This is a genomic window from Vibrio sp. MMG023 (assembly GCF_021654215.1).
Classification (GTDB): Bacteria; Pseudomonadota; Gammaproteobacteria; order Enterobacterales; family Vibrionaceae; genus Vibrio; species Vibrio jasicida.
On the sequence record NZ_JAKFZP010000005.1, the window covers coordinates 253365 to 280324 of the forward strand.

Below are 26960 nucleotides of genomic sequence, written 5' to 3' on the forward strand. Positions count from 1 at the left end.
TTGGGGCTTTGTTTGTTCCTGCTTGCCTAAATGCATGTTTAAACACACACTATATGGATTCTTGTTTTTGGCTTCTTTTCCTATGTCTACTTTTGTAATCAAACCAGCGCTTTTTGACGATCTTGAACAACTTAATGATTTGATGTTCGAGCTGCATGATGAGCACCATATCCAATCCCCAGAGCTGTTTAAAACCGCAGAAGAAATCGAACAAGAAAAGAGCATTGCTCGCTATCTCGATAATCCTGAATGTTTGGTGTATGTCGCTAGAGTAGAGGATGAGATCATCGGCTTTGTGTCCGGGCATTTCTGCGAGCTTATTTCTACGGTTAGTAAGCCTGTGATGATGGGAAGCGTTGATGAGCTATACGTTTTACCCGAGTATCGCAAGCAAGGTACCGCGAAGGCTTTGATTGAAAAAATTGAAGCGACGTTCGTCGACTATGGCGTAAAACAAATGTTCGTTGAGGTGTGGGATTTCAATCAAACCGCAATTTCTCTTTATGAAAACCAAGGGTTTGATCATCATATTCATTGGTTAAGAAAGTCGTTATCTGAACGTTAATTAATGCGTAGCTAAGACGGTAACTTAGTGACTTATGTAATCTGACGGTGCAAAAGTTGAGTCTACTAGTCAGTATTTGCTATTAGTTGCGTCGCAATGTGCGGCGACTCATTCTCATCCAAATTGGTGATGTTGTTTTTGTTTGCTTGTTTTGTAAGTGGCACATGAATAGTGCCTCATAAAACAAGAGGAAAATAACATTGAACCTATCAAAAACCTTACTTGCAACGGCGTTATTGCCAATGTTGGCAAGTGCAGATCAAGTCACGCAGACACAAAACAATGAAATTCAGCCGGATATCGTGGGTGGTATCACGGCAAACCCCAATGACTGGAAATTTTACACGCAGATAGTCAGCCGCAATGGTAATCGTTCTTTTTGCGGAGCGAGTTACATTGGGGATGGTTTCGTACTTACTGCTGCTCACTGTGTTGACGGTGACGCACCAAATCAAATAGCGGTAAAAATTGGTGGTGTGATTTATAACGGCACTGATGGCGTGCGTTCCAACGTCAGCCAGATCTATGTTCACCCTTCTTATAATGCCTCTACGCTTTCAAATGACATAGCACTGCTTAAGCTCACTTCTATCCCTCAAGGTGTTGCGAAAGTGGATATCGCAGCAGGCAGTGTCTCGCAATATGCAGGTGTAGGTGATTGGTTAACTGTCGCTGGCCTAGGGCGAATTTCGGAGGGCGGCAGCTCACCAACCGTTCTGCAAGAAGTGGATGTTCCTCTGGTCTCTGATGCGACTTGTCGACAAGCTGGCGGTAATTACACCACGGTTGGTTCAGTATCATTCTGTGCGGGTGTTCCGCAAGGTGGTATTGATTCTTGTCAGGGAGACAGCGGGGGGCCTATCGTCGTTAATAATAATGGCCTTGTCACTCAGCTAGGTATCGTCAGTTGGGGTATCGGTTGTGCCCGACCGGGTAAGTTCGGTGTGTATAGCGATATAGCGGCTTTGCGCAGTTTTGTTGATGGCGTTGTAGGTACGACAACACCGCCGACAGATAATGTTTCTGTCGGTTACACGGCAAATCAGACTTTGAGTTCTTTTAAAGTGGGCGAGCTGAAGCAACACAGTTTCAGTATTCAAAATATCGGTAATGTCGCGTTTACTGTAGAAAATGTGGGACTACAAAGTTCTGGTGTCACAAAATCTGCGATGATAACCAGAGACCAATGTGCACTATCGACCCTTAGTGCAGGAAGTTCATGTGTTGTTGGCGTTGAGTTTGGAGCATCTCAAACTGGGAATGCGAGTGTTACGCTGAACTTTGGTATTGATAAAGCCAGTACTACATACCAAGCTGTGGCAACAGCTTCCGCGACCAGTGCAACGACACCCCCGTCAGGCAGTTGTGACAATGAGTGGCAAGCGAGTGGTGTATACAACACGGGTGAAACCGTTACTTGGGCTGGTCAATTATGGCAAGCGCAATGGTGGAGTCAAGGCGATAACCCATCAGAATCTGGCCCATGGGGAGTATGGCAGCCAATTGGCAGTTCAGATTGTTCTGGGACTAATCCTCCGGTAGAGCCTACACCACCAACGCCGCCAACTTCGGGTGATGCTTACCAAGCGGGTACGAATTATTCTGCAGGGGATGTGGTGACGAATAATGGTGCAAGTTATCAATGTAAGCCTTGGCCAAACAGTTTGTGGTGTGGCTCAACTCCAAGTGCATATGAGCCGGGCGTGGGCTCAGCTTGGACAGATGCATGGTTAAAGCTGTAAAAGTATAAATGAATCATAAAGAGAGTTTATTTGTTGTCGACAATAAGCTCTCTTTCTTGTTTCAATTCTGAGAAGGCGTAAAATCCACGTAAATTCCTCTGACGTTAACTTAATATAACTGGCAAAATCGCAGCCAATATTTCGAGTTATGTCTGATTTTTGTCAGAACTATTTTGAAGAGTGTCGCAAAGCGTTTTTTGACATGTGTGCTAAATGTACAACTGGTTACTTAATTTATGTCGAAAAATATTGGTAATCCTGCCATCATTGCGCGTGATTCTCTTCTTCATTAAAGGTTGTATTTTGTGCTGAGACAGTTGTTTTTTCTCATCCTGTATTCCATTTCATTGTTTGTTTCTCCTATATCTGCCGCGAATCCCCTTCCTGAAGACGTAAAAGGGGCGCTATGCGTTGTCCGAGCAGATAACAAACTTGTACTTATCCATGAAATATTGACGAATAAAATTTCGCTTCCAGGTGGCACCATTATAGAAGGCGAATCTCCTAAACTGGCCGCGCAAAGAGAGACGTGGGAAGAGACGGGGCTAGTTGTTACGGTTGGAGAGGAGCTCGGCAAAACAGATACGGCGATTTTTTACGATTGCGTCTCTGATTCTGAAGTTATCGCTTTTTCGATGGCTAATGCTATGGATGGGAACGAACTGCCTATATGGTTTGCTCCGCATTATGGCGTCGAAGTGGCGTCTGCAATGTTATTGAACCCAAGCGATATGGCGTCTTCTTTGTATCGCTATCCATCACAGTGGAAAGATGTGGCTGGCTTTTATTCAAAAGCGACCGATCAACCCGTTGTTTATGTAAACCAATTAATTGAGTCAGCACCTAAATTTCGCCAGTTAGAACTCTCTTGGATGGTAGATCTTCAAAGTTGGGTCAGCTCGTTTTCAATGACAAGTCGCGATACGGCATGTGAAATTGCGAAGCTCGTGACGAGTTTAAGTAATCCAACATTTTTGCTGTTTTTGTTCCCGTTCGTCATGATGAAGTTTGACAGTCGATTTGTATATCGATTGTTTTTTGCAATCACTGCGACGTCTTTGATGACGCTAGTTGCTCAGCAAGGGTTTTCTTTACCTAGGCCACACGTCTATATGCCAATGGCGGAGTTAACGCACAGTTTTGGCTTTAGCTTCCCAAGCTTGCCGATCGCTATTTGGTTTTGTGTCATGACATTTATGTTCCAAAGAACAAAAAGCTTTGGATTGAATCGCATCACTTTCTTAGTTGCAATGGTAACTTTGGCGGTTATGGTATGTAAGTTCTTCTTGGGTACTGCATTCATTCTCGACATGCTAATTGGTGCGTTAATGGGGGCACTCGTGGCGTGGCACATTTTGCGTTTGGAAAGCAACCCAGAAGTTAACGTGGACCACCTATTAAGCTCGAAGGGTATTTGGTTTGTAATGACAGCAATCACCGCAGCTATCGCGGTAATTTGGCCCCTCCCTGTATTTACAAGTTGGTTGGCTATTCTGATTACTGCTTCTGCTTTAGTACTGACGTTTAAAGAGTCTGAAATTCGATTTGAGCGCCAACAGATGCTGTTTGTGATTTTGGCATTACTTCTTGTGGACCAGTTGTATTTGTATTCTGAAACGGTTGTGTCATTCAGCGGCTTTTGGTCGTTAGTATTTAAAACCTTCCACTATCCGTTGTTGATGTTGATTTTTATAGTACTTGCGAGAAAGCTCACGACTCGAAGCAAAAACGCTTAAGCAACATTTAATAAAACAAAGCCTCGCTAAGTGCGAGGCTTTGTTGTTTGGGCAGCGTTATGTGTTAAGTACAAATTTCTCGATCGATTTTGCTACACCGTGGTCATCGTTGCTTACTGTGATGTAGTCTGCGATTTGTTTGGTTTCTTCCATTGCGTTCGCCATTGCGATACCAAGACCTGCGTATTCAAGCATGTGGTGGTCGTTCTCGGCATCGCCCATACAAATCACTTCTTCAGCTTTGATGCCTAAGTATTCTGCGATTGCCGAAACACCGACGCCTTTGTTGCTTGATGGATTCAAAAACTCCAAGAAGAAAGGCGCACTTTGCACAACTGTAAACTCTTGTTTTAGCTCTGCTGGTAGGGCTGAGATAACTTCAGTTAGTTTGCTTGGCTCTGCAACCATCATTGCTTTAATGATCGCGTGATCATCTTCTAGCGCGTCGAAGTTCATTTCGGTAATTTCAAGACCGTTAATTCTCGCTTCGATGTCTGTGTAAGGGTTGCTTTCTTCTGTGATTAGGCCGTGCTCTTGGCTAAATGCGTGAACATAAGCGCCAAGCTCTCGCGCTTTACGTGCGATCTTCTTTGCTGCTTTGCCATCGATGATCTGCTGGTGGATGATTTCTTCTGTACCAGTGTTTTTTACCATTGATCCATTGTAGTAAAGCACGAAGTCTTTATCGGAATTGATGTTCAATTCGTCAAGTTTGTCTTGCATACCCTCAAGAGGGCGACCAGATGCCAATACGACAGTCACACCGGCTTCGCGAGCTTTGGCTATTGCCTGTTTGTTCTCATCTGAAATTACTTTGTCGCTGTTTAACAACGTACCGTCCATGTCGAGGGCGATCAGCTTGTACATCTTTACTTACCTTAAAATTGGGGAACCCGTGTATGAAACTACAAAAAGACCTATTTTAACAATTTATTTTTGGTTTAAATTGACCTGAGTGCGCCTCTCCATTAAGGTCTTCGCCTCGAAGTATTGTGAGTTGAGTGAGTTCTACGTTGTATAAGCTAAATGAGATGTTTGAAACCATCCAAGGGGAAGGGGTTTTCACCGGTGTGCCAGCGGTTTTCGTGCGTTTGCAAGTATGTCCGGTTGGGTGTTCTTGGTGCGATACGAAACAGACTTGGTACGCAGAAGAAGAAGACCAGCGCCAGATCGGTGATATCTTGGTGAAAACAGAAGATTCTCCAACGTGGTGTTTCGCATCTGCGGAAGACATCGTAGCTGAATACAAAAAGCAGAGCTTTAATGCGAAGCATATTGTGATCACTGGTGGTGAACCATGTATTTATGATTTACGTGCTTTGACGGCTGTATTTGAAGAAATGGGTTGCCAATGCCAAATCGAAACCAGCGGCACTTCAGAGGTCGTGACTTCAGAAAGTACATGGGTGACGGTGTCACCTAAAATTGCGATGAAGGGTAAGTTGCCAGTATTAAAGAGTGCTTTGGAGCGAGCGAATGAAATTAAGCATCCGGTTGGCACTCAAAAAGACATCGATCAGCTTGATGCATTGTTGGCCTCAGCAGAAATCGCTGAAAAGACAGTAATCGCACTTCAGCCTATCAGTCAGAAGCCTCGCGCTACACAACTGTGTATTGATACCTGTGTTGATCGCAACTGGCGTTTGTCGGTTCAAACTCATAAATACCTAAGTATTGCTTAAGCTCGGAGAGAAAGATGAAAAAAGCAGTCGTTGTTTTCAGTGGTGGGCAGGACTCTACAACATGTCTGGTTCAAGCATTAAAAGAGTTTGACGAAGTACATGCCATCACATTCGATTACGGTCAGCGTCATAAGCTGGAGATTGAAGTGGCTGAGAAAGTCGCAAAAGATCTTGGCGTCGCTGCACACAAAGTGATGGATGTTGGCTTACTGAATGAACTGGCCATCAGCTCTCTGACACGTGACGACATTCCAGTTTCTCATGAACTGCAAGAAAACGGTTTGCCGAATTCATTCGTTCCAGGTCGCAACATTTTGTTCCTGACGCTTGCTGGCATATACGCATACCAAATTGGCGCAGAAACCGTCATCACGGGTGTTTGTGAAACAGACTTTAGTGGCTATCCAGATTGTCGTGATGATTTCGTGAAAGCGATGAACAGTGCCTTGGTTAAGGGTATGGATCGTCAGTTTGAAATCAAAACACCGCTAATGTGGCTGAACAAAGCAGAGACATGGGCGCTGGCAGATCAATATGATGCGTTGCAACTAGTCCGTGAAAACACGCTAACGTGTTACAACGGCATCATCGGTGATGGTTGTGGTGATTGCCCGTCATGCGACCTGCGCAAAGCGGGCTTAGATGACTATCTGAACAACAAAGACGCAGTTACGCAGTCGTTGATTCAAAAGCAGAAGACGGAAGGTCAATAGGCTCGTTGTAAGCATCAATCATAACGTTGTGCCCACTTTGCTTCGTTTGATATAAAGCTTGGTCTAGTATCGAATACAGTTCATCAAAGTTCGTTAATGGTTTTGATGTAGACAAATAGGCCAAGCTTGCTGTTACATTCAGTACCGTAGCATTTTCAGTTTTGATCTGCTTATCAGATATCGTTTTGTGTAGGCTTTGAACACGAAATGGCACGTCGATCTCATCGACATTCTTCAGAAGTAAAATAAACTCTTCACCGCCTAAGCGCCCAAGATATTCCCCTCTATTCAACTTAGCTCTAATCGCTTTGCATACGTGCTTTAATACGATGTCGCCAGTAGGGTGGCCATATTGATCATTGATAGACTTGAAGTTATCGAGATCGATAAGCGCTAAAACATAACGCATGTCTTCGGGCGCGTTGATTGTTTGTGCTCTAATTTTCTCAATAATTGTACTTCGATTAAGTGAACCGGTAAGACGATCTAATTTCGATTTTATGTTCGTTTTTCGTTGAATAAATAGGGCGACGAATAGCAAAGTCAGTAAGCAGAAAATGACGAAGTTATATGCTCTTTTTTGTTCTGCAAGCTTTTCGACTTCGAGTAACTTTAAGTTGCGCTCATTATTTATTTTTGTCAGCTGCAACTCGTATTCATATTCATTCTTGGTTAAATCGAGTGCCTCTATTGCTTTGACATTGTTTGCATCACGGTTCGCAAGTTCTAGCGTGGCGTAATCTTGATAATGAGATAGGGCGGCAAGATGGTTGCCCTGTTCTCGATAGGTTTGCGAAAGCAAAAGTTGGGCCTTAGCTTGCAAGGCTGAATTTGAGTTTTCTGTCGCAAGTTCAAGTGCGGCAATACCATGTTCTAGCGCTTTTGCGAGCATTGTGTTTTTTAAGTATGCAAACCCTGCCGCCAAATGACTTTCTGTCTCTAAGCGTTTGTTTTCATATCGTTTACCGAGCTCTAGTGCGTTCCTGATGTAAGGTACAGCACTTTGTAAGTTTCCTGATTCAACGTACGCAGAACCAAGACCAAGATAGGTCAAGCCCTTACCGTATGGGTAGTCCATGTCTTCTAAGATAGTTAGTGCATTTTTGTAGTGACTAATGGCCTTATCATAGTCTTTAGATTTGTTATACATAGCCGCAAGACTGTGTTCGACCTGAGCAACTTCAAGTGGGGAGGCTTCAAGCTGTCGAGCGAGGAGCGCTTGAATAAGGTACTGTTCTGCTTGTTCGTACTGCCCAAGTACACTCAACAAATTGCCTACATCATTGTAAACTCCTGAAGGATCGCTTTGCGTTGGCATTTTGGTTAACAAGCGACGATAAAGCTCTAGAGCTACATCGTATTCGCCGCGGTAATCGAAGTTATTAGCAATAACGCGCAGAGCTAGATCACTTGGGAAACTTTCTGGGTGGTCGATTGCTAAATGATTGTTCAAAGAAGAGCAGAAGAAATTGGCTTTGTGGTACTGACCTTGTTGATTCAAGGTGTAGCACAATTGATAGTTCATTAAGGCTTTGCTCTCTACATCCTGATGCTGCTTGGTGCTTTGTAGCAACGCGGTGAAAAGGTTGACAGAATCATCATAGTTACCTTGTTTACGTTCTTTTAGCGCTAAAATGTATCGAGATTCTAGCTTCGCGAAACGGTTGTCTAAAATTTGGCTGCTGCCAAAGTAGGGCTGATCGATGTTGCCCATGTATTCATAGATGAGCCCGCTCACGTACAGCTTTTCACTGTCGGTATTTGCCGTGTGATAGCGATCTTGGAGCATACTCAAAGCCGATTCGACATTCGTCTTCAAAGTCGATTGATAGACAGCATGCCATTGGGTGATGCTTTGAGTGTCACTTGCGTTTGCTTGACTACCTAAAAATAGTGACGCAAGCAAAGAGAGCAGCGTACGCATAGTGATGTAACCTTATGTTCTTTTTAATATAGTTTGTTCGGTATGATATACCAATTGAGGTTGAGTCATTGTGACAAAACACGAAGGGTATAGATAATGAAATGAAGAAAACTATGCGCTCGGTCGAGCTTTATATCGAAAAGGTAAGTGAAAAGAGGAAGACCCCAGCTTGGTGCTGAGGTCTTAAAGAATTAGCTTAGGTATAGTTTAGCTAGGTCTTGAGGTTCAAGCTCTTTACCTTCTAGCTGTGCGTTCCAGTTAGCACCAACAAGAACACCATCTTCAGCAAGAGTTAAAAGCCAATCTTCAACAAAGATATCCAGAGGAATCTCTAGTACTTCAAAATCTGCCCATTCTTCAACGTTGTGTGCTTCTGCATCTTCTTTAGCAGACCAAAAAGGCATGACTTCGCTGTTTTCGAATTCAGTTGAATCGCAAGATAACCAACCTTCTTCATTGCGTAGACCCCAAACTAGCTGGTTTTCTTTTGTTTCAGCAACAAAAAGATCAAGGTTTGCTTGGATATCTGTTGTAAGTTTGCTCATTTCAAAACTCTCATTGTTATGACGCGGCTAGATTACCATTAAAGTGTCGATTCCTAAAGCATAATACGGTTTTCGTACGCTTGAAAAAACAAAAGGAGCCGAAGCTCCTTTTATTAGGTTTTTGGAAGAGTAGTGAATATGGTCCACTCTTTCTTTATCTCACCTTTATAGCCGACAACGTAAGCCGTTACTCTTCTGTTCAGTGCGTGACTCACTTCGTCGGTACCCTCTGTCGCTAAATGGGTATCACCAAAACCGACAATGCGAACTCGGTTAGTATCAATGCCATAACGCAATAGCGCTTCGCGAACATTATTTGCGCGTCGTTTTGAAAGGTCTAAGTTGTGGGAAGAACCACCCACTTTACTGGCGTAACCTTGCAGTTCAATTGAGGTAGAAGGGTACTCTTTCAGAAATTCTGAGAGTTCTCGAATTTGACGACGAAATACAGGGTTTATTTCGTCTGAATCATTGGCAAATAAAACGCGGACTTGCATCTTCTCGGATGCTTTAATGTATTCACCACACCCATCATTATCGATCTCTGACGTTACCGGAGTGCCAGGGCACAAGTCACGAGCATTGATCACGCCATCATTGTCATCATCTTGCAGATCGGCAATTTGCTGAGCATCTGGGGTTGGCATGTAATCATATTCATCATTCGTTGCTGCGAAGCTGGCAGAAGCAAAAATACTTAGAGTGAATAGAACCTTTGTTACTTTCATGGTTTAGTACTCCACCTTCTGATTCCACTCTGTCGGGACGTCAACACGTAATGCATTTAATAGCTGGCCAGTGGCGTTCATGACTCGATACTTTGCATACTGTTCAGCGTATTTAGCATCTAAATAATCTTTTCGCGCTTCAAACAATTCATTTTCTGTATTAAGTAAGTCCAGCAAGGTTCGTTTACCGATACGGTACTGTTTCTCATACGCGATGACGGTTTGTGAAGCAGAGTCAACGTGATCTGATAAGAATTCCTTTTGTTGTAACGTCAGATCGAGAGCACTCCATGAGAGTCTCAAGCCTTCTTCAACGTTTCTATAAGCGCGTTCACGTAAGTCTTTTGCTTTGTTTAGTTGGTAGGCAAAACTCTCTGCATTTGCTGCGTCACTGCCCCCATTGTAAAGGTTGTAGCGCATTCTCAACATCGCAGTTGTTTCGTCACCACGCCCTTCAATACCACCAGCATCGTCACGCCATGTCTGAGCTGCTTCAACCGAAAGGGTTGGGTAATAGTTACCTTTTGACTGCTTATATTGAAACTTAGCTGAATCAACATCTGCAGTAGAAATCTTAATGACCGGATGGGAATCAAATGCCAACTCTACAGCATCATCTACCGTATATGGGATAAAGTTTTGATCGGCACGCGGAAAGGTAAGCCCTTGTGGAGATTGGCCGACAATGCGAGTAAACATGGTATGGCTATCAAACAGGTTATTTTGCGCTGCCGCTAAATTGCCGTGGGCTTTTGCCAGTCTGGCCTCAACTTGAGTCAAGTCAGCTGTTGAACCAATACCAGAGTCGACGCGCTTTTTAATGTCTTGATAAATTTTCTTGTGAACTTTCAAATTATTTTCGGAGAGTGTCAGGATTTCATAAGCCTTCACTGCATCCAAATAAACTTTAGTCACTTCTAGCGCTGTATCTTGAGCATCAGCAAGTAATTGATAGCGTACTGATTCTGCATCAGCTGCGGTTCTATCAATATCATTCAATGTTGCCGAACCATCCCAAATAAGCTGGGTAAGCGTGACAGTTGCTTCTTTACGCGTTAAATCCGTTGATTCGCGGCCCGCTTCCGCAGGATCGATACCTTCGTATCCAATACCCGCGTCAAGGTCGACAGAGGGAAGGTAAGCGCCACTCGAGGCTTCATTCACATACTGCTTACTTACGAATTCATTAAACGCACTTTTTATGTCTGGGTTTGTTTTAAGCGTATTTTCAACCGCTTGCTCTAATGTTTGCCCTAAAGCAGGGCTAGCGGCGAGCACACCCAAGCAAAAGGCGTTGGCACGAGTCCACTTCACTGTGATTCTCCTAGATTGTGAATTGTCTGGGGTGAGAAATCGTTCTTATAGATAGCGACACCTCTATAGGCGTCAATAATTTAACGTACAAAGCTATTAACAATCAACTATGGAACTAGTTGCTATACTTATCGATGTGTAAGTAAATCTTCAGTTACCGCACGGAAGGCACTTTATATTCTGAATAAAGATCATATTTTCAATGCCTTATTCAGCATGGGTGTCCATATATTAGTGACGGTAGTCTCTTTTTATCACGTGACACATCCTTCTGAGTAATATGTGACTTAGAAGTTGTAATTTAGTGTTAATGCACTGTTATTGCGTTATATATTCGGGCAATATATAACGAATAAGTATCAATGGTCAAAATGTTGACAGTAATTTTAGGTCAGAGGTTTATATGGATCGTACAGCCTTAGTTTCACTTGGTGGGCAATTAGTCGTAATAGGTTTGGATGGGCAGTTAAGAGCGCTTGCCGAAAACGAACAACCGTCACCTGGTGAGTTGATTGTTTCTAAAACTGGAGCTGAACCAGACAAGCTTCAGGTTTTAGTTGCAAAACAAGAAGGGGTGCAAGACGTTTCTGACGATGTTGCTCAAATTATTGACGCTCTTCGAGAAGGGCAAGACCCAACGTTGCTAAACGAAGATTTTGCACCAGCTGCAGGTCAAAGTAACGGTTCTAGTTTGCAAACTAGCGGCACTGTTGAACGCACTGCTGCAGAATTATTAGCCGACACGGATTTTGAAACGACCGGGTTGGCAGCGCTAGGTTTTTCTGAAACTCAGAATTTGTCATTAGCTGAGCTCTACTTAAGTAATATCCGTTCTGACGAAACATCTCCGACAGTTACCCCTGTGGCGCCTGTTGCGGAAGATGACAATATTCAAACCGACGAAGATATACCTGTCACAATTGATGTTCTAGCTAATGATACCGATCAAGACAGTGAAAACTTATCTATCGAATCTGCCACCGTGCCTGATGAGCAAGGAACAGTAGAAATTGTTGATGGTGAGTTGATCTTTACTCCTGCTGAGGATTTCAATGGTGACGCAACGGTTACTTATGTAGTGACTGATGGAGAAATGACAGACGAAGCATCTGTGACAATCAGTGTGAATCCTGTTAACGATGCGCCAGTAGCAGTAGACGATATCGCTACTACCGATGAAGATACTCCGGTTACGATTGATGTTTTGCCAAATGATACTGATCTAGATAACGATACGTTAACCATCGTGAGTGCATCTGTTCCTATTGAACAAGGTATTGTTGAGATCGTAGATGGCAAACTTGTTTTCACTCCAGCGGAGAATTTCAACGGCGAAGCAACTATCACTTATGTTGTTAGCGATGGTGAACTAACAGATGAAGCAACGGTTTCGGTTACTGTTAACCCTGTAAATGATGCACCAATAGCAAATGATGACAGCGCTACGACGGACGAAGATACGCCAGTCACCATTGATGTGCTACCAAACGACACCGATGTTGACGGTGACACACTGACCATAGTGAATGCGTCTGTTCCTGCAGAGCAAGGCACCGTTGAGATCGTAGACGGTAAGCTTGTTTTTACTCCTGCAGAAAACTTCAACGGTGAAGCAACCATTAGCTACACAGTTTCTGATGGTGCATTAGAAGATGAAGCAGAAGTTTCGGTAACAGTTAATCCACTTAATGATGCTCCGACAACCGAAAATGCTATCCCATCCCAAGTTCTACCTGAGGATTTTGCTGAATACACCATTAACTTGAATGACGTATTTAGCGATGTAGATAACTTAGATAGTGAACTGACGTTTAGCGTTTCTGGTAACAGCAATATTCAAGTTTCGATTGTTAATGGTATCGCAACTATCACCCCAGCAGTAGACTGGAATGGCTTAGAAGAACTAACGTTTACTGCGACAGATTCTGATGGTGAAAGCGTTAGCCAGACGGTTGGTTTCACAGTCAACGCCGTTGCCGACATTGTCGCTGACAGCGCGAATATCGTTGAAGACACACCAACAATTTTGAACGTGTTGGACAACGATAGCTTCGAAGGTCAATCGCCAGTTGTATCAGTCGAAGCGGGCAATGGCCCTGCAAATGGTAGTGTGGTTGTTAACGATGACGGCACCATTACCTACACACCAGACCGAGATTACAACGGTGCGGATGAGTTTACTTACACAGTCACCTCCGGTGGAGTCACTGAAACCACAACAGTGTCTCTAAACGTAACACCAGTGAACGATAAACCAGTGGTTGAATACACCATTGCTGACCAAGTTCTACCGGAAGATTTTGCTGAATATACCATCGATCTAAATGACGCGTTCAGTGACGTTGATAATGCAGACAGCGATCTGACGTTTAGTGTTTCTGGTAACAGCAATATCCAAGTATCGATTGTTGATGGTATCGCAACTATCACCCCAACAGCAGACTGGAATGGTTCTGAAGAATTAACGTTTACCGCGACAGATTCTGACGGTGAAAGCGTAAGCCAGACGGTTTATTTTACGGTTAATGCCGTTGCCGATATCGTTTCGGACAGCGCGAATATCGTTGAAGACACACCAACAATTCTGGATGTGCTGGATAACGACAGCTTTGAAGGTCAATCGCCAGTGGTATCCGTAGAAGAGGGCGATGGGCCTGAAAACGGTAGTGTGGTTGTTAACGATGACGGCACGATCACTTACACACCTAACCAAGATTACAACGGTGCTGACGAGTTCACTTACACAGTTACCTCCGGTGGTGTTACTGAGACTACGACGGTCTCTCTAAACGTAACTCCAGTCAACGATAAACCAGTGGTTGAGAATACCATTGCAGGCCAAGTTCTACCTGAGGACTTTGCTGAATACACGATTAACTTGAATGATGCCTTTAGCGATGTTGACGACGCAGACAACGAACTGACGTTTGCCGTTTCTGGTAACAGCAATATTCAAGTGTCGATTGTCGATGGTATTGCGACGATCACACCAACCGCAGATTGGAACGGTTCTGAAGAGCTAACGTTTACCGCGACAGATCCAAGTGGTTTGGCTGTGAGTCAGACGGTTGGTTTCACAGTCAACGCCGTTGCCGACATTGTCGCTGACAGCGCAGATATCGTTGAAGATACGCCGACTGTTTTGAATGTGTTGGGTAACGACACCTTCGAAGGCCAATCACCAGTTGTCACGGTTGAATCTGGAGATGGTTCGACTAACGGTAGTGTGATTGTTAACGATGACGGCACCATTACCTACACACCAGACCGAGATTACAACGGTGCTGATGAGTTCACTTACACCGTTACTTCTGGTGGTGTAACTGAAACCACAACAGTTACGCTGAACGTTACGCCTGTTAACGACAAGCCAGTGGTTGAAAACACCATTGCTGACCAAGTTCTACCGGAAGATTTTGCAAAATACACCATCAACTTACATGATGCATTTAGCGATGTCGACGACGCAGATAGCGAATTGACGTTTAGCGTTTCTGGTAACAGCAATATCCAAGTTTCGGTTGTTGATGGTATCGCGACGATTACACCGACAGCAGACTGGAACGGTTCTGAAGAGTTAACGTTCACTGCAAAAGACCCAAGTGGTTTGGAAGTGAGTCAGACGGTTGATTTCACAGTCAACGCCGTTGCCGACATTGTCGCTGACAGCGCAGATATCGTTGAAGATACACCAACCATTTTGGATGTGCTGGATAACGACAGCTTTGAAGGTCAATCGCCAGTAGTATCAGTAGAAGCGGGCAATGGCCCTACAAATGGCAGTGTGGTTGTGAACAACAACGGCACTATTACCTACACACCAGACCAAGATTACAACGGTTCTGATGAATTCACTTACACAGTCACGTCTGGCGGTGTCACTGAAACCACAACAGTTACGCTGAACGTTACTCCTGTAAACGATAAGCCAGTGGTGGAAAACACCATTGCAGACCAAGTTCTACCGGAAGATTTTGCTGAGTACACGATTAACTTAAATGATGCATTTAGTGATGTCGACGACGCAGATAGCGAACTGACGTTTAGCGTTTCTGGTAACAGCAATATTCAAGTTTCGATTGTTGATGGTGTCGCAACTATCAACCCAACCGCTGACTGGAATGGTTCTGAAGAGCTAACGTTTACCGCGACAGATCCAAGTGGTTTGGAAGTGAGCCAGACGGTTGATTTCACGGTTAATGCCGTTGCCGATATTGTCGCTGACAGTGCAGATATCGTTGAAGATACACCAACAATTTTGGATGTGTTAGACAACGACAGCTTCGAAGGCCAATCCCCAGTGGTATCCGTAGAAGCGGGCAATGGTCCTGCGAATGGCAGTGTGGTTGTTAACGATGACGGCACGATCACTTACACACCGAACCAAGATTACAACGGTGCTGATGAGTTCACTTACACAGTTACGTCTGGCGGTGTGACCGAAACCACAACAGTTACGCTGAACGTTACTCCTGTCAACGATAAGCCGGTGGTTGAGAATACCATTGCAGACCAAGTTCTACCTGAGGACTTTACGCCTTATACCATCGATTTAAATGACGCGTTCAGTGACGTTGATAATGCAGATAGCGAACTGACGTTTAGTGTTTCTGGTAACAGCAATATTCAAGTATCGATTGTTGATGGTATCGCAACGATCACTCCAACCGCAGACTGGAACGGTTTAGAAGAGCTAACGTTCACTGCAAAAGATCCAAGCGGGTTAGAGGCCAGTCAAGCAGTTGATTTCACTGTTAACGCGATTGCCGATATCGTTTCGGACAATGCGAATATTGTTGAAGACACACCAACCATTTTGGATGTGTTAGATAACGATAGCTTTGAAGGTCAATCGCCAGTTGTTACGGTTGAGTCTGGAGATGGTCCGACGAACGGCAGTGTGGTTGTGAACAACGACGGCACGATCACTTACACACCGAACCAAGATTACAACGGCGCTGATGAGTTTACTTACACTGTTACTTCAGGCGGTGTGACCGAAACCACAACGGTTACGCTAAACGTAACTCCTGTTAATGATAAGCCAGTGGTAGAAAACACCATTGCTGATCAAGTTTTACCAGAGGACTTTACGCCTTATACCATCGATTTAAATGACGCGTTTAGCGATGTTGATAACGCAGACAGTGAATTGACATTTAGCGTTTCTGGGAACAGTAACATTCAAGTTTCGATTGTTGATGGCATCGCGACAATCACACCAACCGCTGACTGGAATGGCTCAGAAGAGTTAACGTTTACCGCGACAGATCTAAGTGGGTTAGAGGTCAGCCAAACAGTTGATTTCACAGTCAATGCTGTTGCTGATATTGTCGCTGACAGCGCAGATATCGTTGAAGATACACCAACCATTTTGGATGTGTTGGACAACGATAGCTTCGAAGGCCAATCACCAGTTGTTACAGTTGAATCTGGAGATGGTCCGACGAACGGCAGTGTGGTTGTGAACAACGACGGCACGATCACCTACACACCAAACCAAGATTACAACGGTGCTGACGAGTTCACTTACACAGTCACCTCTGGCGGTGTCACTGAGACTACGACGGTTACGCTAAACGTCACGCCTGTTAACGATAAGCCAGTGGTGGAAAATACCATTGCTGACCAAGTTCTACCTGAGGACTTTGCTGAATACACGATTAACTTGAATGACGCATTTAGCGATGTTGATAACGCGGACAGCGAACTGACGTTCAGCGTTTCTGGTAACAGTAACATTCAAGTTTCGATTGTTGATGGTATTGCGACGATTACACCAACGGCAGACTGGAATGGTTCTGAGGAGTTGACGTTTACCGCGACAGATCCTGATGGTAAAAGCGTTAGCCAGACCGTTGATTTCACAGTCAATGCCGTTGCCGACATTGTCGCTGACAGTGCGGATATCGTTGAAGATACACCAACCATTTTGGATGTGTTAGACAACGACAGCTTCGAAGGCCAATCCCCAGTGGTATCCGTAGAAGCGGGCAATGGTCCTACAAATGGCAGTGTGGTTGTTAACAACGACGGCACCATTACCTACACACCAGACCAAGATTACAACGGCGCTGATGAATTCACTTACACGGTCACCTCTGGCGGCGTCACTGAAACAACAACAGTTACGCTAAACGTTACCCCTGTAAACGACAAGCCAGTGGTTGAGAAAACCATTGCTAACCAAGTTCTACCGGAAGACTTTGCTGAATACACGATTAACTTGAATGACGCATTTAGTGATGTTGATAACTCAGATAGCGAGCTAACGTTTACTGTTTCTGGCAACAGCAATATTCAAGTATCGATTGTCGATGGTATTGCGACGATCACACCAACCGCTGACTGGAATGGCTCAGAAGAGTTGACGTTTACCGCGACAGACCCAAGTGGTTTGGAAGTGAGTCAAACGGTTGATTTCACAGTCAATGCCGTTGCCGATATTGTTTCGGACAGCGCGAATATCGTTGAAGATATACCAACCGTTTTGAACGTGTTGGACAACGATAGCTTCGAAGGACAATCACCAGTTGTTACAGTTGAATCTGGAGATGGTCCGACTAACGGCAGTGTGGTTGTTAACAACGACGGCACGATCACTTACACACCAAACCAAGATTACAACGGTGCTGATGAGTTCACTTATACAGTCACCTCCGGCGGTGTAACCGAAACCACAACAGTTACGCTGAACGTTACACCAGTTAACGACAAGCCACTTAACGAAGACTTTGACCATAGCGCTGACGAACTTATTACTAACGTAATTTTTGATACTGATGATAAGCCTTTGGACCAAGGTTCAGAAAGCGATCATATTTCTGACGTTGAGGATGACTTAAATGGTGATGATCTTCAGATCCGAATAACAGAGCTACCTACATCTGGCACCTTGTATTTCAAAGATGAAAATGGCGATCTTCAAGAAATTACATCGGCCGATGGCTCGTTGTACAACAAAGACAGCATCTACTACGAAGCGGATAATGTTGGGTTCTTGCTTGGTATCAAAGACAGACCTAATTCTCCAAATGGAGAAGAGTCAACGACGGATTTCTACAACTGGGGTTTAAGTGCAGACGGTGGTGAGTCACACAGTCGAACCGAATATCTAGTAAATGGAGCGTCTATTGATATCTCCTCCGATAGTGGTGTGCTAGCTCAATACAACCGAGAAGTCTCACATATTGGTCATGGTATTGCTGATAACGATGGCCAAGGCATTCAGCGCGGCGAAACCATCAGCATTGATTTGTCTGAGAACCCTGTTGGCAGCGTGAATCTTGGTCTGGATGGCCTAGGAGGCTTGTTTGAGCACGGCGACAACAATGCTGCTCTTATCACGGTGACATACCTTGATGCTAACGGCACAGAGCAAACTCAAGTTATTGAGTTCTTGAAGCCAGAAGGCAACAACATGCTATTCCAGGAGACTAGTATTGGCTTCGGTAAGGATTACCCTCTATCTGAAGGGGCGGTAATTACTCAATTAGACTTCTCGACCAAAACATCTGGGAATTGGGAGTTGCGTTATGTAGAGGGCTTCCCACCTGAAGATAGTTTTGACTACGTTGTAGTTGATTCTGGTAACGCTGAAAGTGACCCTGCAACGGTTACTATTGCTAATCAGGTTCTAGACGGCAACGTGTCGGAAAACGGTCCGGATCTATCTTTAACAGGGAACACTGTTACAGAAGGAGAAGACGTTACGTTTTCTGTAGTACTGGATGAGGCGACAGAAACGGCGGTTAAGTATCCAATAACTACATTGGCTCCAGGCTCATCGGCAGATGATTCAGACGTCAACCTATCTAATGCAACCTACACGAATGGTGTTGTTTTTGCCGGGGGCTACCTGATTGTTCCTGCCGGTGTTAGTAGCTTTGAAATCATTGTGCCAACGATTGATGATCTTGTTGTTGAAAATGACGAGACGATGGAAGTTGAAATCGGTAGCGAGTCGGGCTCATCAACAATCTTAGACAATGATAGTACGTCACTTTCAGTGAGTAATGCTGGCGACGTGAGTGAAGGTTCTGACGCAGTATTCACGGTGTCGCTGTCTAACGAAGTTCAAAGTCCTGTTGTCGTCAATCTAAGTCCAAAGACAGATGGCAACTACACCGCTGAAGATGAAGATCTTGGTAACATGACGGTGACTTATATTGACGGAGAAGGCCAAGAGCAGACTCTGGATGTTAGTCCAAGTGGAGACGTTACTATTCCTGCCGGAGTTACTGATATCACGGTAACAATAACAACGACACAAGACGATGTTTACGAAGGCGCAGAGTCTTTTGGCTTGGTGGTGACCGAATCTGGCGGCATTACCTCAAACGGCGTGGCGAGTGGCGAGGCAGTGATAAAGGATGATGGCTCAGCTGTCGGTCCAACAACGCCTGATAACGATAAGCCGCTGCTATCTATTAGCGGTGGTGGTGATATTAATGAAGGGGAAGAAGCACTATTTGTTGTTTCTTTGTCTAATCAAACAGAGTCACCAGTCGTTATCAATTTGACTACGAGCACGAGTGGCGCATATACAGCAGAAAACTCTGACATTAAAGATTTTGTCGTAACTTACAAAGACAGTGAAGGCGAAACGAAATCACTAGCCGTTTCAGACAATGGTGATGTCACTATTCCTGCAGGTATCACTGCAATCGAAGTATCTGTTCCTACGACTCAGGATGATGTTTACGAAGGCTCTGAGAGCTTTGGCCTAATCGCGACGGAGTCTGCTGGCATCACTTCAAATGGTTCTGCCGTTGGTCAAGCGAACATAAAAGATGACGGCTCTGTTGTGGGCCCGACAACACCAGACAACGACAAGCCTACGCTAACCGTAGATGGTGGCGGGAATGTCGATGAAGGTGAAAATGCAGTCTTTACGGTTTCGTTATCAAATCAAACTGAAAGTGCTGTTGTTGTTAACCTATCGGTAGAGACGGACGGAAACTATTCAGCAGAGGATAATGACCTTAGCGATTTAGTTGTGACTTATGTTGACGCTAATGGCCAAACACAATCATTGAATGTTGATGGAAATGGGAATGTAACAATACCTGCGGGAATACAGGATATTACGGTTGCTGTGCCGACTAACGAAGATCATATCTACGAGGGAAATGAAACGTTTGGCCTTACTGTGACAGAAAGTAATGGGGTGACAACTAATGGTCAAGCGACTGGCCAGGCAACAATTTTAGACGCAGAAAGTGCACCGAAAGTCAGCATTGTCGCCGACCAAGACAGCGTTAACGAAGGTCAAACCGCTGGCTTTACTGTGAGCTTAGATCAAGTTGCTGATGAGAAAGTAACGGTTGAGTTCGAGTACTCAGGTGTTGCTCAAGATGGTACTGACTTTACTGGCGTAGCAAGTATTGAAGTACCGGCAGGCCAGTCTTCTGTCGATCTAGACATCACTACGCTTACTGACGGCACGTACGAAGGTGCAGAGTCATTTACTGTCACAATCAAAGATGTAGAAGGTGCAGACGCAACGGCTTCTACGAACAACAGTGCAAGCGTGACTATCAATGACGCTCAACAAGCACCGAAAGTCAGCATTGTTGCTGACACAGGCTCTATCGCTGAAGGCGGTGATGCGAACTTTACTGTAAGCATCGACCAGAAAGCGGATGAGGATGTCGTGGTGACATTCACGATTGGTGGTGACGTTGACGGCGATGATTACACAGCGCCAAACACTTACACCGTGACTATTCCTGCGGGTCAAACTTCAGTAGCCCTTGATATTGAGACGTTAGATGACGGTATCTATGAAGGCGCTGAAGATCTGACAGTGACGCTAACTGAAACGAGTGGTGCAAACTCTTCGCTGAATACGGCTTCTAAAGAGGCATCGGTCTCTGTAACAGATGCACAGACGGCACCGAAAGTGAGTATTGTCGCCGACCAAGACAGCGTCAACGAAGGTCAAACCGCAGGCTTTACAGTGAGCTTGGACCAAGTTGCTGATGAGAAAGTAACGGTTGAGTTCGAATACTCTGGTGTTGCTCAAGATGGCTCTGACTTTACTGGCGTAGCAAGCATTGAAGTACCGGCAGGCCAGTCTTCAGTTGACCTAGACATCACTACGCTTACTGATGGCACTTACGAAGGTGCAGAGTCATTTACTGTCACGATCAAAGATGTGCAAGGTGCGGACGCAACCGCTTCGACAAACAACAGTGCAAGCGTGACTATCAATGACGCTCAACAAGCACCGAAAGTCAGCATTGTTGCTGACTCTGGGTCTACAGCCGAGGGTAGTGATGCGAACTTTACTGTCAGCATCGACCAGAAAGCGGATGAAGATGTTGTGGTGACATTCACGATTGGTGGTGATGTTGACAGCGATGATTACACCGCGCCAAACACTTACACCGTGACTATCCCTGCTGGCCAAACTTCAGTAGACCTTGATATTGAGACGCTAGATGACGGTATCTATGAAGGCGCTGAAGACCTGACAGTGACACTAACTCAAACGAGTGGTGCAGACTCTTCTTTGAATACGGCTTCTAAAGAGGCATCGGTCTCTGTAACAGATGCACAAGCGGCACCGAAAGTGAGCATCGTTGCTGACACAGGCTCTACCGCTGAAGGTGGTGATGCGAACTTTACTGTAAGTATCGACCAGAAAGCAGATGAAGATGTCGTAGTAACATTCACGATTGGTGGTGATGTTGACAGTGATGATTACACCGCGCCAAACACTTACACCGTGACTATTCCTGCAGGCCAAACTTCAGTTGACCTTGATATTGAGACGTTAGATGACGGTATCTATGAAGGTGCTGAAGATCTGACAGTGACGCTAACTGGAACAAGTGGTGCAGATTCTTCGTTGAATACGGCTTCTAAAGAGGCATCGGTATCTGTAACAGATGAACAGACGGCACCGAAAGTGAGTATTGTCTCCGACCAAGACAGTGTCAACGAAGGTCAAACCGCTGGCTTTACTGTGAGCTTAGACCAAGTCGCTGATGAGAAAGTAACGGTTGAGTTCGAGTACTCTGGTACTGCTCAAGATGGTACTGACTTTACTGGCGTAGCAAGTATTGAAGTACCGGCAGGTCAGTCTTCAGTTGGCCTAGACATAACTACGCTTACTGACGGCACTTACGAAGGTACAGAGTCATTTACTGTCACAATCAAAGATGTCGAAGGTGCAGACGCAACGGCTTCGACAAATAACAGTGCGAGCGTGACTATCAATGACGCTCAACAAGCACCGAAAGTAAGTATTGTTGCTGACTCTGGGTCTACAGCCGAGGGTAATGATGCGAACTTTACTGTAAGCATCGACCAGAAAGCGGATGAAGATGTCGTGGTGACATTCACGATTGGTGGTGACGTTGACGGCGATGATTACACCGCGCCAAACACTTACACCGTGACTATTCCTGCGGGTCAAACTTCAGTCGACCTTGATATTGAGACGCTAGATGACGGTATCTATGAAGGTGCTGAAGATCTGACAGTGACGCTTATTGAAACGAGTGGTGCAGATTCTTCGTTGAATGCGGCTTCGAAAGAGGCATCGGTTTCTATCGCAGACGCTCAGCACGCACCGGAGTTTATTTCTGACGGTGATCTTCCTGGCGATGCAGCAAACAATGATGTTTATGACTTTGACACCGTAAATGAAAACAGTGTTAGTGGCACTGTTGTGGGTACGCTTGTTGCTGAAGATCTAGATAATGATGAACTTACTTACAGTTTTGCTGATGGAACAACAACGAACGGCCTATTTGATATCGACCCATCGACGGGTGAGGTTTCACTCAACAAGACTATTGATGATGTTGATTTAGGCGACTATACACTGCAGGTGAAGGTTGCCGATGGTACGGGTGGCGTAGACACAGCAGAGGTTAATGTTTCACTTGTAAACGTGAATGATGCACCAGAAGCTTCGCCTTCGTCAGTTACCACTCTAGAAGATTCCCAAGTCACTCTGGATTGGGCATCATTTGGCGTCACGGATGCCGACTCAGAAACATCGACGCTGTCTGTCCAAATTACGTCGCTTCCTAGCGACGGTGTACTTGAGTACAAAGATGAGCAAGGAAATTGGCAGACGGTTCAAATAGACCAAGTATTGAGTAAATCGCAGTTTGATGCCGATAGTGTACGTTTCACTCCAGAGGTAAACGAATCTGGTGATGACAGCTTCACTGGAAATGGAGTTGGTAATCAAGAAGGGAGCTATGCGCAAATTGGTTTTAAACCAACGGATGGGGAAGATACGGGGCAAGAATCTGTATTGACGATTGATGTTACCCCAGATGCAGATGCGCCGAATTTGGTTACAGTGACTCCAGGGTTATCTCTTCCTCAACAAGATTTCAACGTGACTTCTTGGACAAATGTCATTATTGGTTCTGATAACGGTCAAGGTGTTGCAGGACAAGTTTTGGTTGATGCTATTGAAGCTTTAGATTTAGAAGATGGCAGCCAATCGACCACCACCAATGTTCAGGATACCGCGTCAGGGGCAACAGCAGCGGATGAAGCCGTATTAGTGACAGCATTAGTCTACCTAGAAGCTGGTACAAGCTACGACTTCGTAGGTACCGCTGATGATAGTTTAGCAATTAAAATTGGTGGAACACTTGTTGATGAGGCTCGCTGGGGTAATGGGAGTGGCGACATTAAAGGTGGTGAATTTGTACCTTCTGTTTCCGGCTTCTACCCGATAGAGATTTATCATCACAACCAGAGTGGGCCAGGCAATTTTAATGTAGATGTCTCTATCAATGGCCAAACGCCAGTTAATTTAAGTAACAGCAACTTGTATGTGGTGAGTGACTCAGTTGCTTTGGATGCAATCGATGCAAGAACTTCTGAGTTAAAAGAAGTGGACGGCGTTCAGTTCTATGAGACGTATGAAGTCAATGAAGGGTTGCAAGATACCGCTATTCCAATTTCAGAAATTCCAGCAAGTCTGACTGATACTGATGGCTCTGAATCACTTGCAGTGACATTAAAAGGTTTGCCAATTGGGGCGGTGCTCTCTGATGGAGTGAATTCTATTACGGTAGCGACAGTGAACGAAGCACTGGATGTTACAGGATGGTCACTTGACTCTTTGACGGTGACACCACCAGCGGGATCGCACGATGACTTTACCATTACGGTAACGGCGACAAGTACAGAAAGCTCGAATGGTGATACTGAAGACTCACATGCCACGATTAATGTCGTCGTGCATGAAAATCTAGCGACAAACACAACTAGTGATGTTGGCATCACGAATGAAGATGTGTCGCTACAGGGTAACGTTTTATTGAATGATACTGATGGCGATAATGTCCTATTGGTCGACCATATTACCGTTAACAATACAGACTACGCTGTTGGTGAAACGGTCTCGCTAGATAGTGGTTCATTGGTGGTAAACCAAGACGGTAGCTACAAGTTCGAACCGGTTGAACATTGGTCTGGTGATGTTCCATCGATTACATACACCACGAACACCGGCGCAACAGAGACATTGGATATTGAGGTCGTTGCTGTCGCAGACGCGCCAAAAGTTACGATTTCAGTTGGCGATATTTCAAAGAACGATGCGGTTGATTCAAACCACAGCCTAGTTACATCAGCGATTGATAGTACCAAACCCCAGAATGCATCAGTTGCTGCTGGGCTGGGGCTAGACAGTGTTTATCAAGAAGACAATCCACCAGCAAACGTAATGCTCGGCAATAATAACGACATTTCAGATACAGATAGTCTGTTTGTTGGTACCGATTACAACGATACCTTCTATGGTGGTGGCGGTGACGATGTCTTTGTTGGAGGTGGGCAGAATGACTCATTCTATGGTGATGATGCTTCAACCATCACGGAACACGATGGGACAGATACGGTTTACTTAACAGGTAACTTTAGTGACTACGAGTTTACCTTCAAGAATAACCACGGTGGTGATGTTCCATACTGGATCTTCTTGGATAACCGCTCCATCGATTCGGTTAATGACAATACAGGACAAGAAGACCGTGGAGATCACTTATATGAGATCGAGCGTGTCGTCTTTGCCGACAAAGTAGTAGAACTTAACCCTGACGGGACTTATCAGATACTGCAAGATCGTTGGATTCCTATCGATATTAATGTCGATTTAGTCGACGCTGATGGCAGCGAGAGCTTGAACCAAACTGTTCTCATCGACGGCTTACCGTCGGGCGTAGAGCTATACGTAAATGACCTGATAGTTACTCCTGAGCTCAATGGCAGTTACCTTGTCAATATCGATAGTCAAGGCCACGCATCGTTGGAGATTAAAGTACCATTCGATTATGAAGGCAGCTTTGATTTTCCTATGAGTGTTACCGCAACGTCTGTAGAAGCATCAAATAATGATGCCGCAACGACAACGGAATCGGTTGACATTACTGCTCGTGAGTTTGAGCTTAAGTCAGGTTCGCACGGAGATGACACGATCAAAGGTAATGCCGACAATGACCTCATTGTTGGTGATGTCCAAGGTTTAGAAATCATCGCGGGACAGGATTACAACATTGCGTTTGTGCTTGATACGTCTGGCAGCATGGGCAGCTGGGTTGGTAGTGCAAAAGATGAAGTTCTGGACGTTTTTGATGAGCTACTTGCATCCGTTAACCAAGGTGTTGAGCCTGGTACGGTAAACATATTGCTTTCTGAGTTTGCTACCGGGGCGACGAAGGTGATTGAAGTGGATCTGAGTTCTGCAACTGCAAGAACTGATTTTGTCGAGGAACTCAATAAGATCGGTGATTACGGTAGTGGTAATACGAACTATGAATCTGGTTTGCAATCGGCAGTCGATTGGTTTGGTACTCAGCCAAACGTCAATGGAGAAAATATCACATACTTTATTACCGACGGTCAGCCAAATACATACGATAACCTCGACAATATAAAGCGTCCTGAATTCTCTAAAGTCATACTTGATGTGGGTGACGATGGGCAGCTTGTTACGTTGCAAGATGTGGTTAATGATAACAGCTACAGCTTTGGTCAAACCGTTAGTTACAAAGGTAACGTCTTAATCAACAGTGATGGGCATCTTTTCTCTCCTCAAACGGGGCAGAAAATCGGTGATATAGACCGTAAGAATGGAATCCTTGAATACGATGACAGAGGTGGAAGTTCCGTTCAGGCTCAGCATATGTATCAAGTTCTAGCTCTCCTTTCGAGTGTGGAGGCAATCGGTCTGGGAAGCGGCGTATCGGAAAGCATACTGCAACAATACGACACCGATGGCGTTGTCGAATCAGAAATTGATGTTACGAAACTTGCAGAAACGATACTTGGTCAAGATGTTCCATTGAAACAAGGTTCGGATATCATCCGCGGTGGAGAGGGTGATGACATCCTTCTTGGTGACTTGATCGAGTTTGGTGGCAATGAACAGGGAATCAGTGCAATTCAATCCCATGTCGCACAAGAAACTGGTCAAGATATTTCTAAAGTTGATGCCGAAGCTATTCATACTTATGTGAAAGATCATATCGATGAATTTAATCAAAACCACCAAGGAGATAAAGCAGATTCACTCTATGGAGAACAAGGTGACGACATCTTATTTGGTCACGGCGGGAACGATATCTTGGTCGGTGGCGAAGGGGACGACATCCTTATAGGTGGTTCTGGTGATGATATCTTTAAACTTGTCGATGACGGTTCCGGAATTCGAGATGGTGAGATTGATACGATCACAGACTTCACTAAAGGCGAAGATAAGATTGATATTTCTGATTTGCTTCATACTGATAATTCAGACTCTATTGATTCACTACTTGCGAACAATGAGATCGGGTTGGAAGCCGATGGAGAGAACCTGATCCTAACGATTTCAGAATCGGATGGTTCATCTAGCCAGAAACTCGTGATTGAGGGAGGCTCAAGTCAGTACGGTGAATACCTTAACGATGGCGTATTATCCCCAATAGATGGCAGTGCAATCTTGAATGATCTGCTTAAGATCAACGATTTATCTAGTAACTAGGTAAA

The 26960-nt window shown here is 44.7% G+C and carries 11 protein-coding genes; 6 read left to right on the forward strand and 5 right to left on the reverse strand.

Annotated elements, in window-relative coordinates; translation table 11 throughout:
• Positions 1-82: 82 nt before the first annotated feature.
• The 3 genes from L1076_RS17685 (at position 83) to L1076_RS17695 (ending at position 4043) form a co-directional block, all read left to right on the forward strand.
• Positions 83-565 (forward strand): GNAT family N-acetyltransferase, encoded by a 483-nt coding sequence (locus tag L1076_RS17685; protein WP_038867591.1) that lies wholly within the window; start codon positions 83-85, stop codon positions 563-565.
• Between the two features lie 200 nt (positions 566-765).
• A complete protein-coding gene (locus tag L1076_RS17690; RefSeq protein WP_237304183.1) occupies positions 766-2307 on the forward strand; it encodes a trypsin-like serine protease in 1542 nt (513 codons plus the stop codon).
• Between the two features lie 305 nt (positions 2308-2612).
• Positions 2613-4043, forward strand: coding sequence for a bifunctional NUDIX hydrolase/phosphatase PAP2 family protein (locus L1076_RS17695; protein ID WP_045406308.1), 1431 nt, complete (start codon positions 2613-2615; stop codon positions 4041-4043).
• A gap of 57 nt (positions 4044-4100) precedes the next feature.
• Here L1076_RS17695 and L1076_RS17700 read toward each other — a convergent pair whose 3' ends face one another.
• The gene (locus L1076_RS17700) at positions 4101-4910 is read right to left on the reverse strand and encodes a Cof-type HAD-IIB family hydrolase (RefSeq protein ID WP_237304184.1); all 810 of its coding nucleotides are present in this window, start codon (positions 4908-4910) and stop codon (positions 4101-4103) included.
• A gap of 164 nt (positions 4911-5074) precedes the next feature.
• Between L1076_RS17700 and queE the strand changes: the two genes are divergently transcribed.
• Together queE and queC are read left to right on the forward strand one after the other, a co-directional pair.
• The gene (gene queE / locus L1076_RS17705; protein ID WP_237304185.1) at positions 5075-5725 is read left to right on the forward strand and encodes a 7-carboxy-7-deazaguanine synthase QueE; all 651 of its coding nucleotides are present in this window, start codon (positions 5075-5077) and stop codon (positions 5723-5725) included.
• 14 nt (positions 5726-5739) lie between these two features.
• Positions 5740-6438: a 7-cyano-7-deazaguanine synthase QueC gene (queC, locus tag L1076_RS17710; protein WP_038867603.1), complete on the forward strand. Its 699-nt coding sequence runs from the start codon at positions 5740-5742 to the stop codon at positions 6436-6438.
• Here queC and L1076_RS17715 read toward each other — a convergent pair.
• The 4 genes from L1076_RS17715 to L1076_RS17730 all read right to left on the reverse strand — a co-directional run bounded on the left by L1076_RS17715 (position 6395) and on the right by L1076_RS17730 (position 10949).
• A complete protein-coding gene (locus L1076_RS17715) occupies positions 6395-8362 on the reverse strand; it encodes a GGDEF domain-containing protein (protein WP_038867605.1) in 1968 nt (655 codons plus the stop codon). The two genes, queC and L1076_RS17715, sit on opposite strands and share 44 nt — an antisense overlap.
• 191 nt (positions 8363-8553) lie before the next feature.
• Complete coding sequence (locus L1076_RS17720) at positions 8554-8907, reverse strand: DUF2750 domain-containing protein (protein WP_038867608.1); 354 nt, start codon at positions 8905-8907, stop codon at positions 8554-8556.
• Positions 8908-9020: 113 nt separating this feature from the next.
• Positions 9021-9635: an OmpA family protein gene (locus L1076_RS17725; RefSeq protein WP_038867609.1), complete on the reverse strand. Its 615-nt coding sequence runs from the start codon at positions 9633-9635 to the stop codon at positions 9021-9023.
• 3 nt (positions 9636-9638) lie between these two features.
• On the reverse strand, positions 9639-10949 hold the full coding sequence (locus L1076_RS17730; protein ID WP_038867610.1) for a TolC family outer membrane protein: 1311 nt from the start codon (positions 10947-10949) through the stop codon (positions 9639-9641).
• Between the two features lie 403 nt (positions 10950-11352).
• Here L1076_RS17730 and L1076_RS17735 point away from each other — a divergent pair, with 403 nt between their 5' ends.
• Positions 11353-26955 (forward strand): tandem-95 repeat protein, encoded by a 15603-nt coding sequence (locus L1076_RS17735; protein ID WP_237304186.1) that lies wholly within the window; start codon positions 11353-11355, stop codon positions 26953-26955.
• Positions 26956-26960 lie beyond the last annotated feature (5 nt).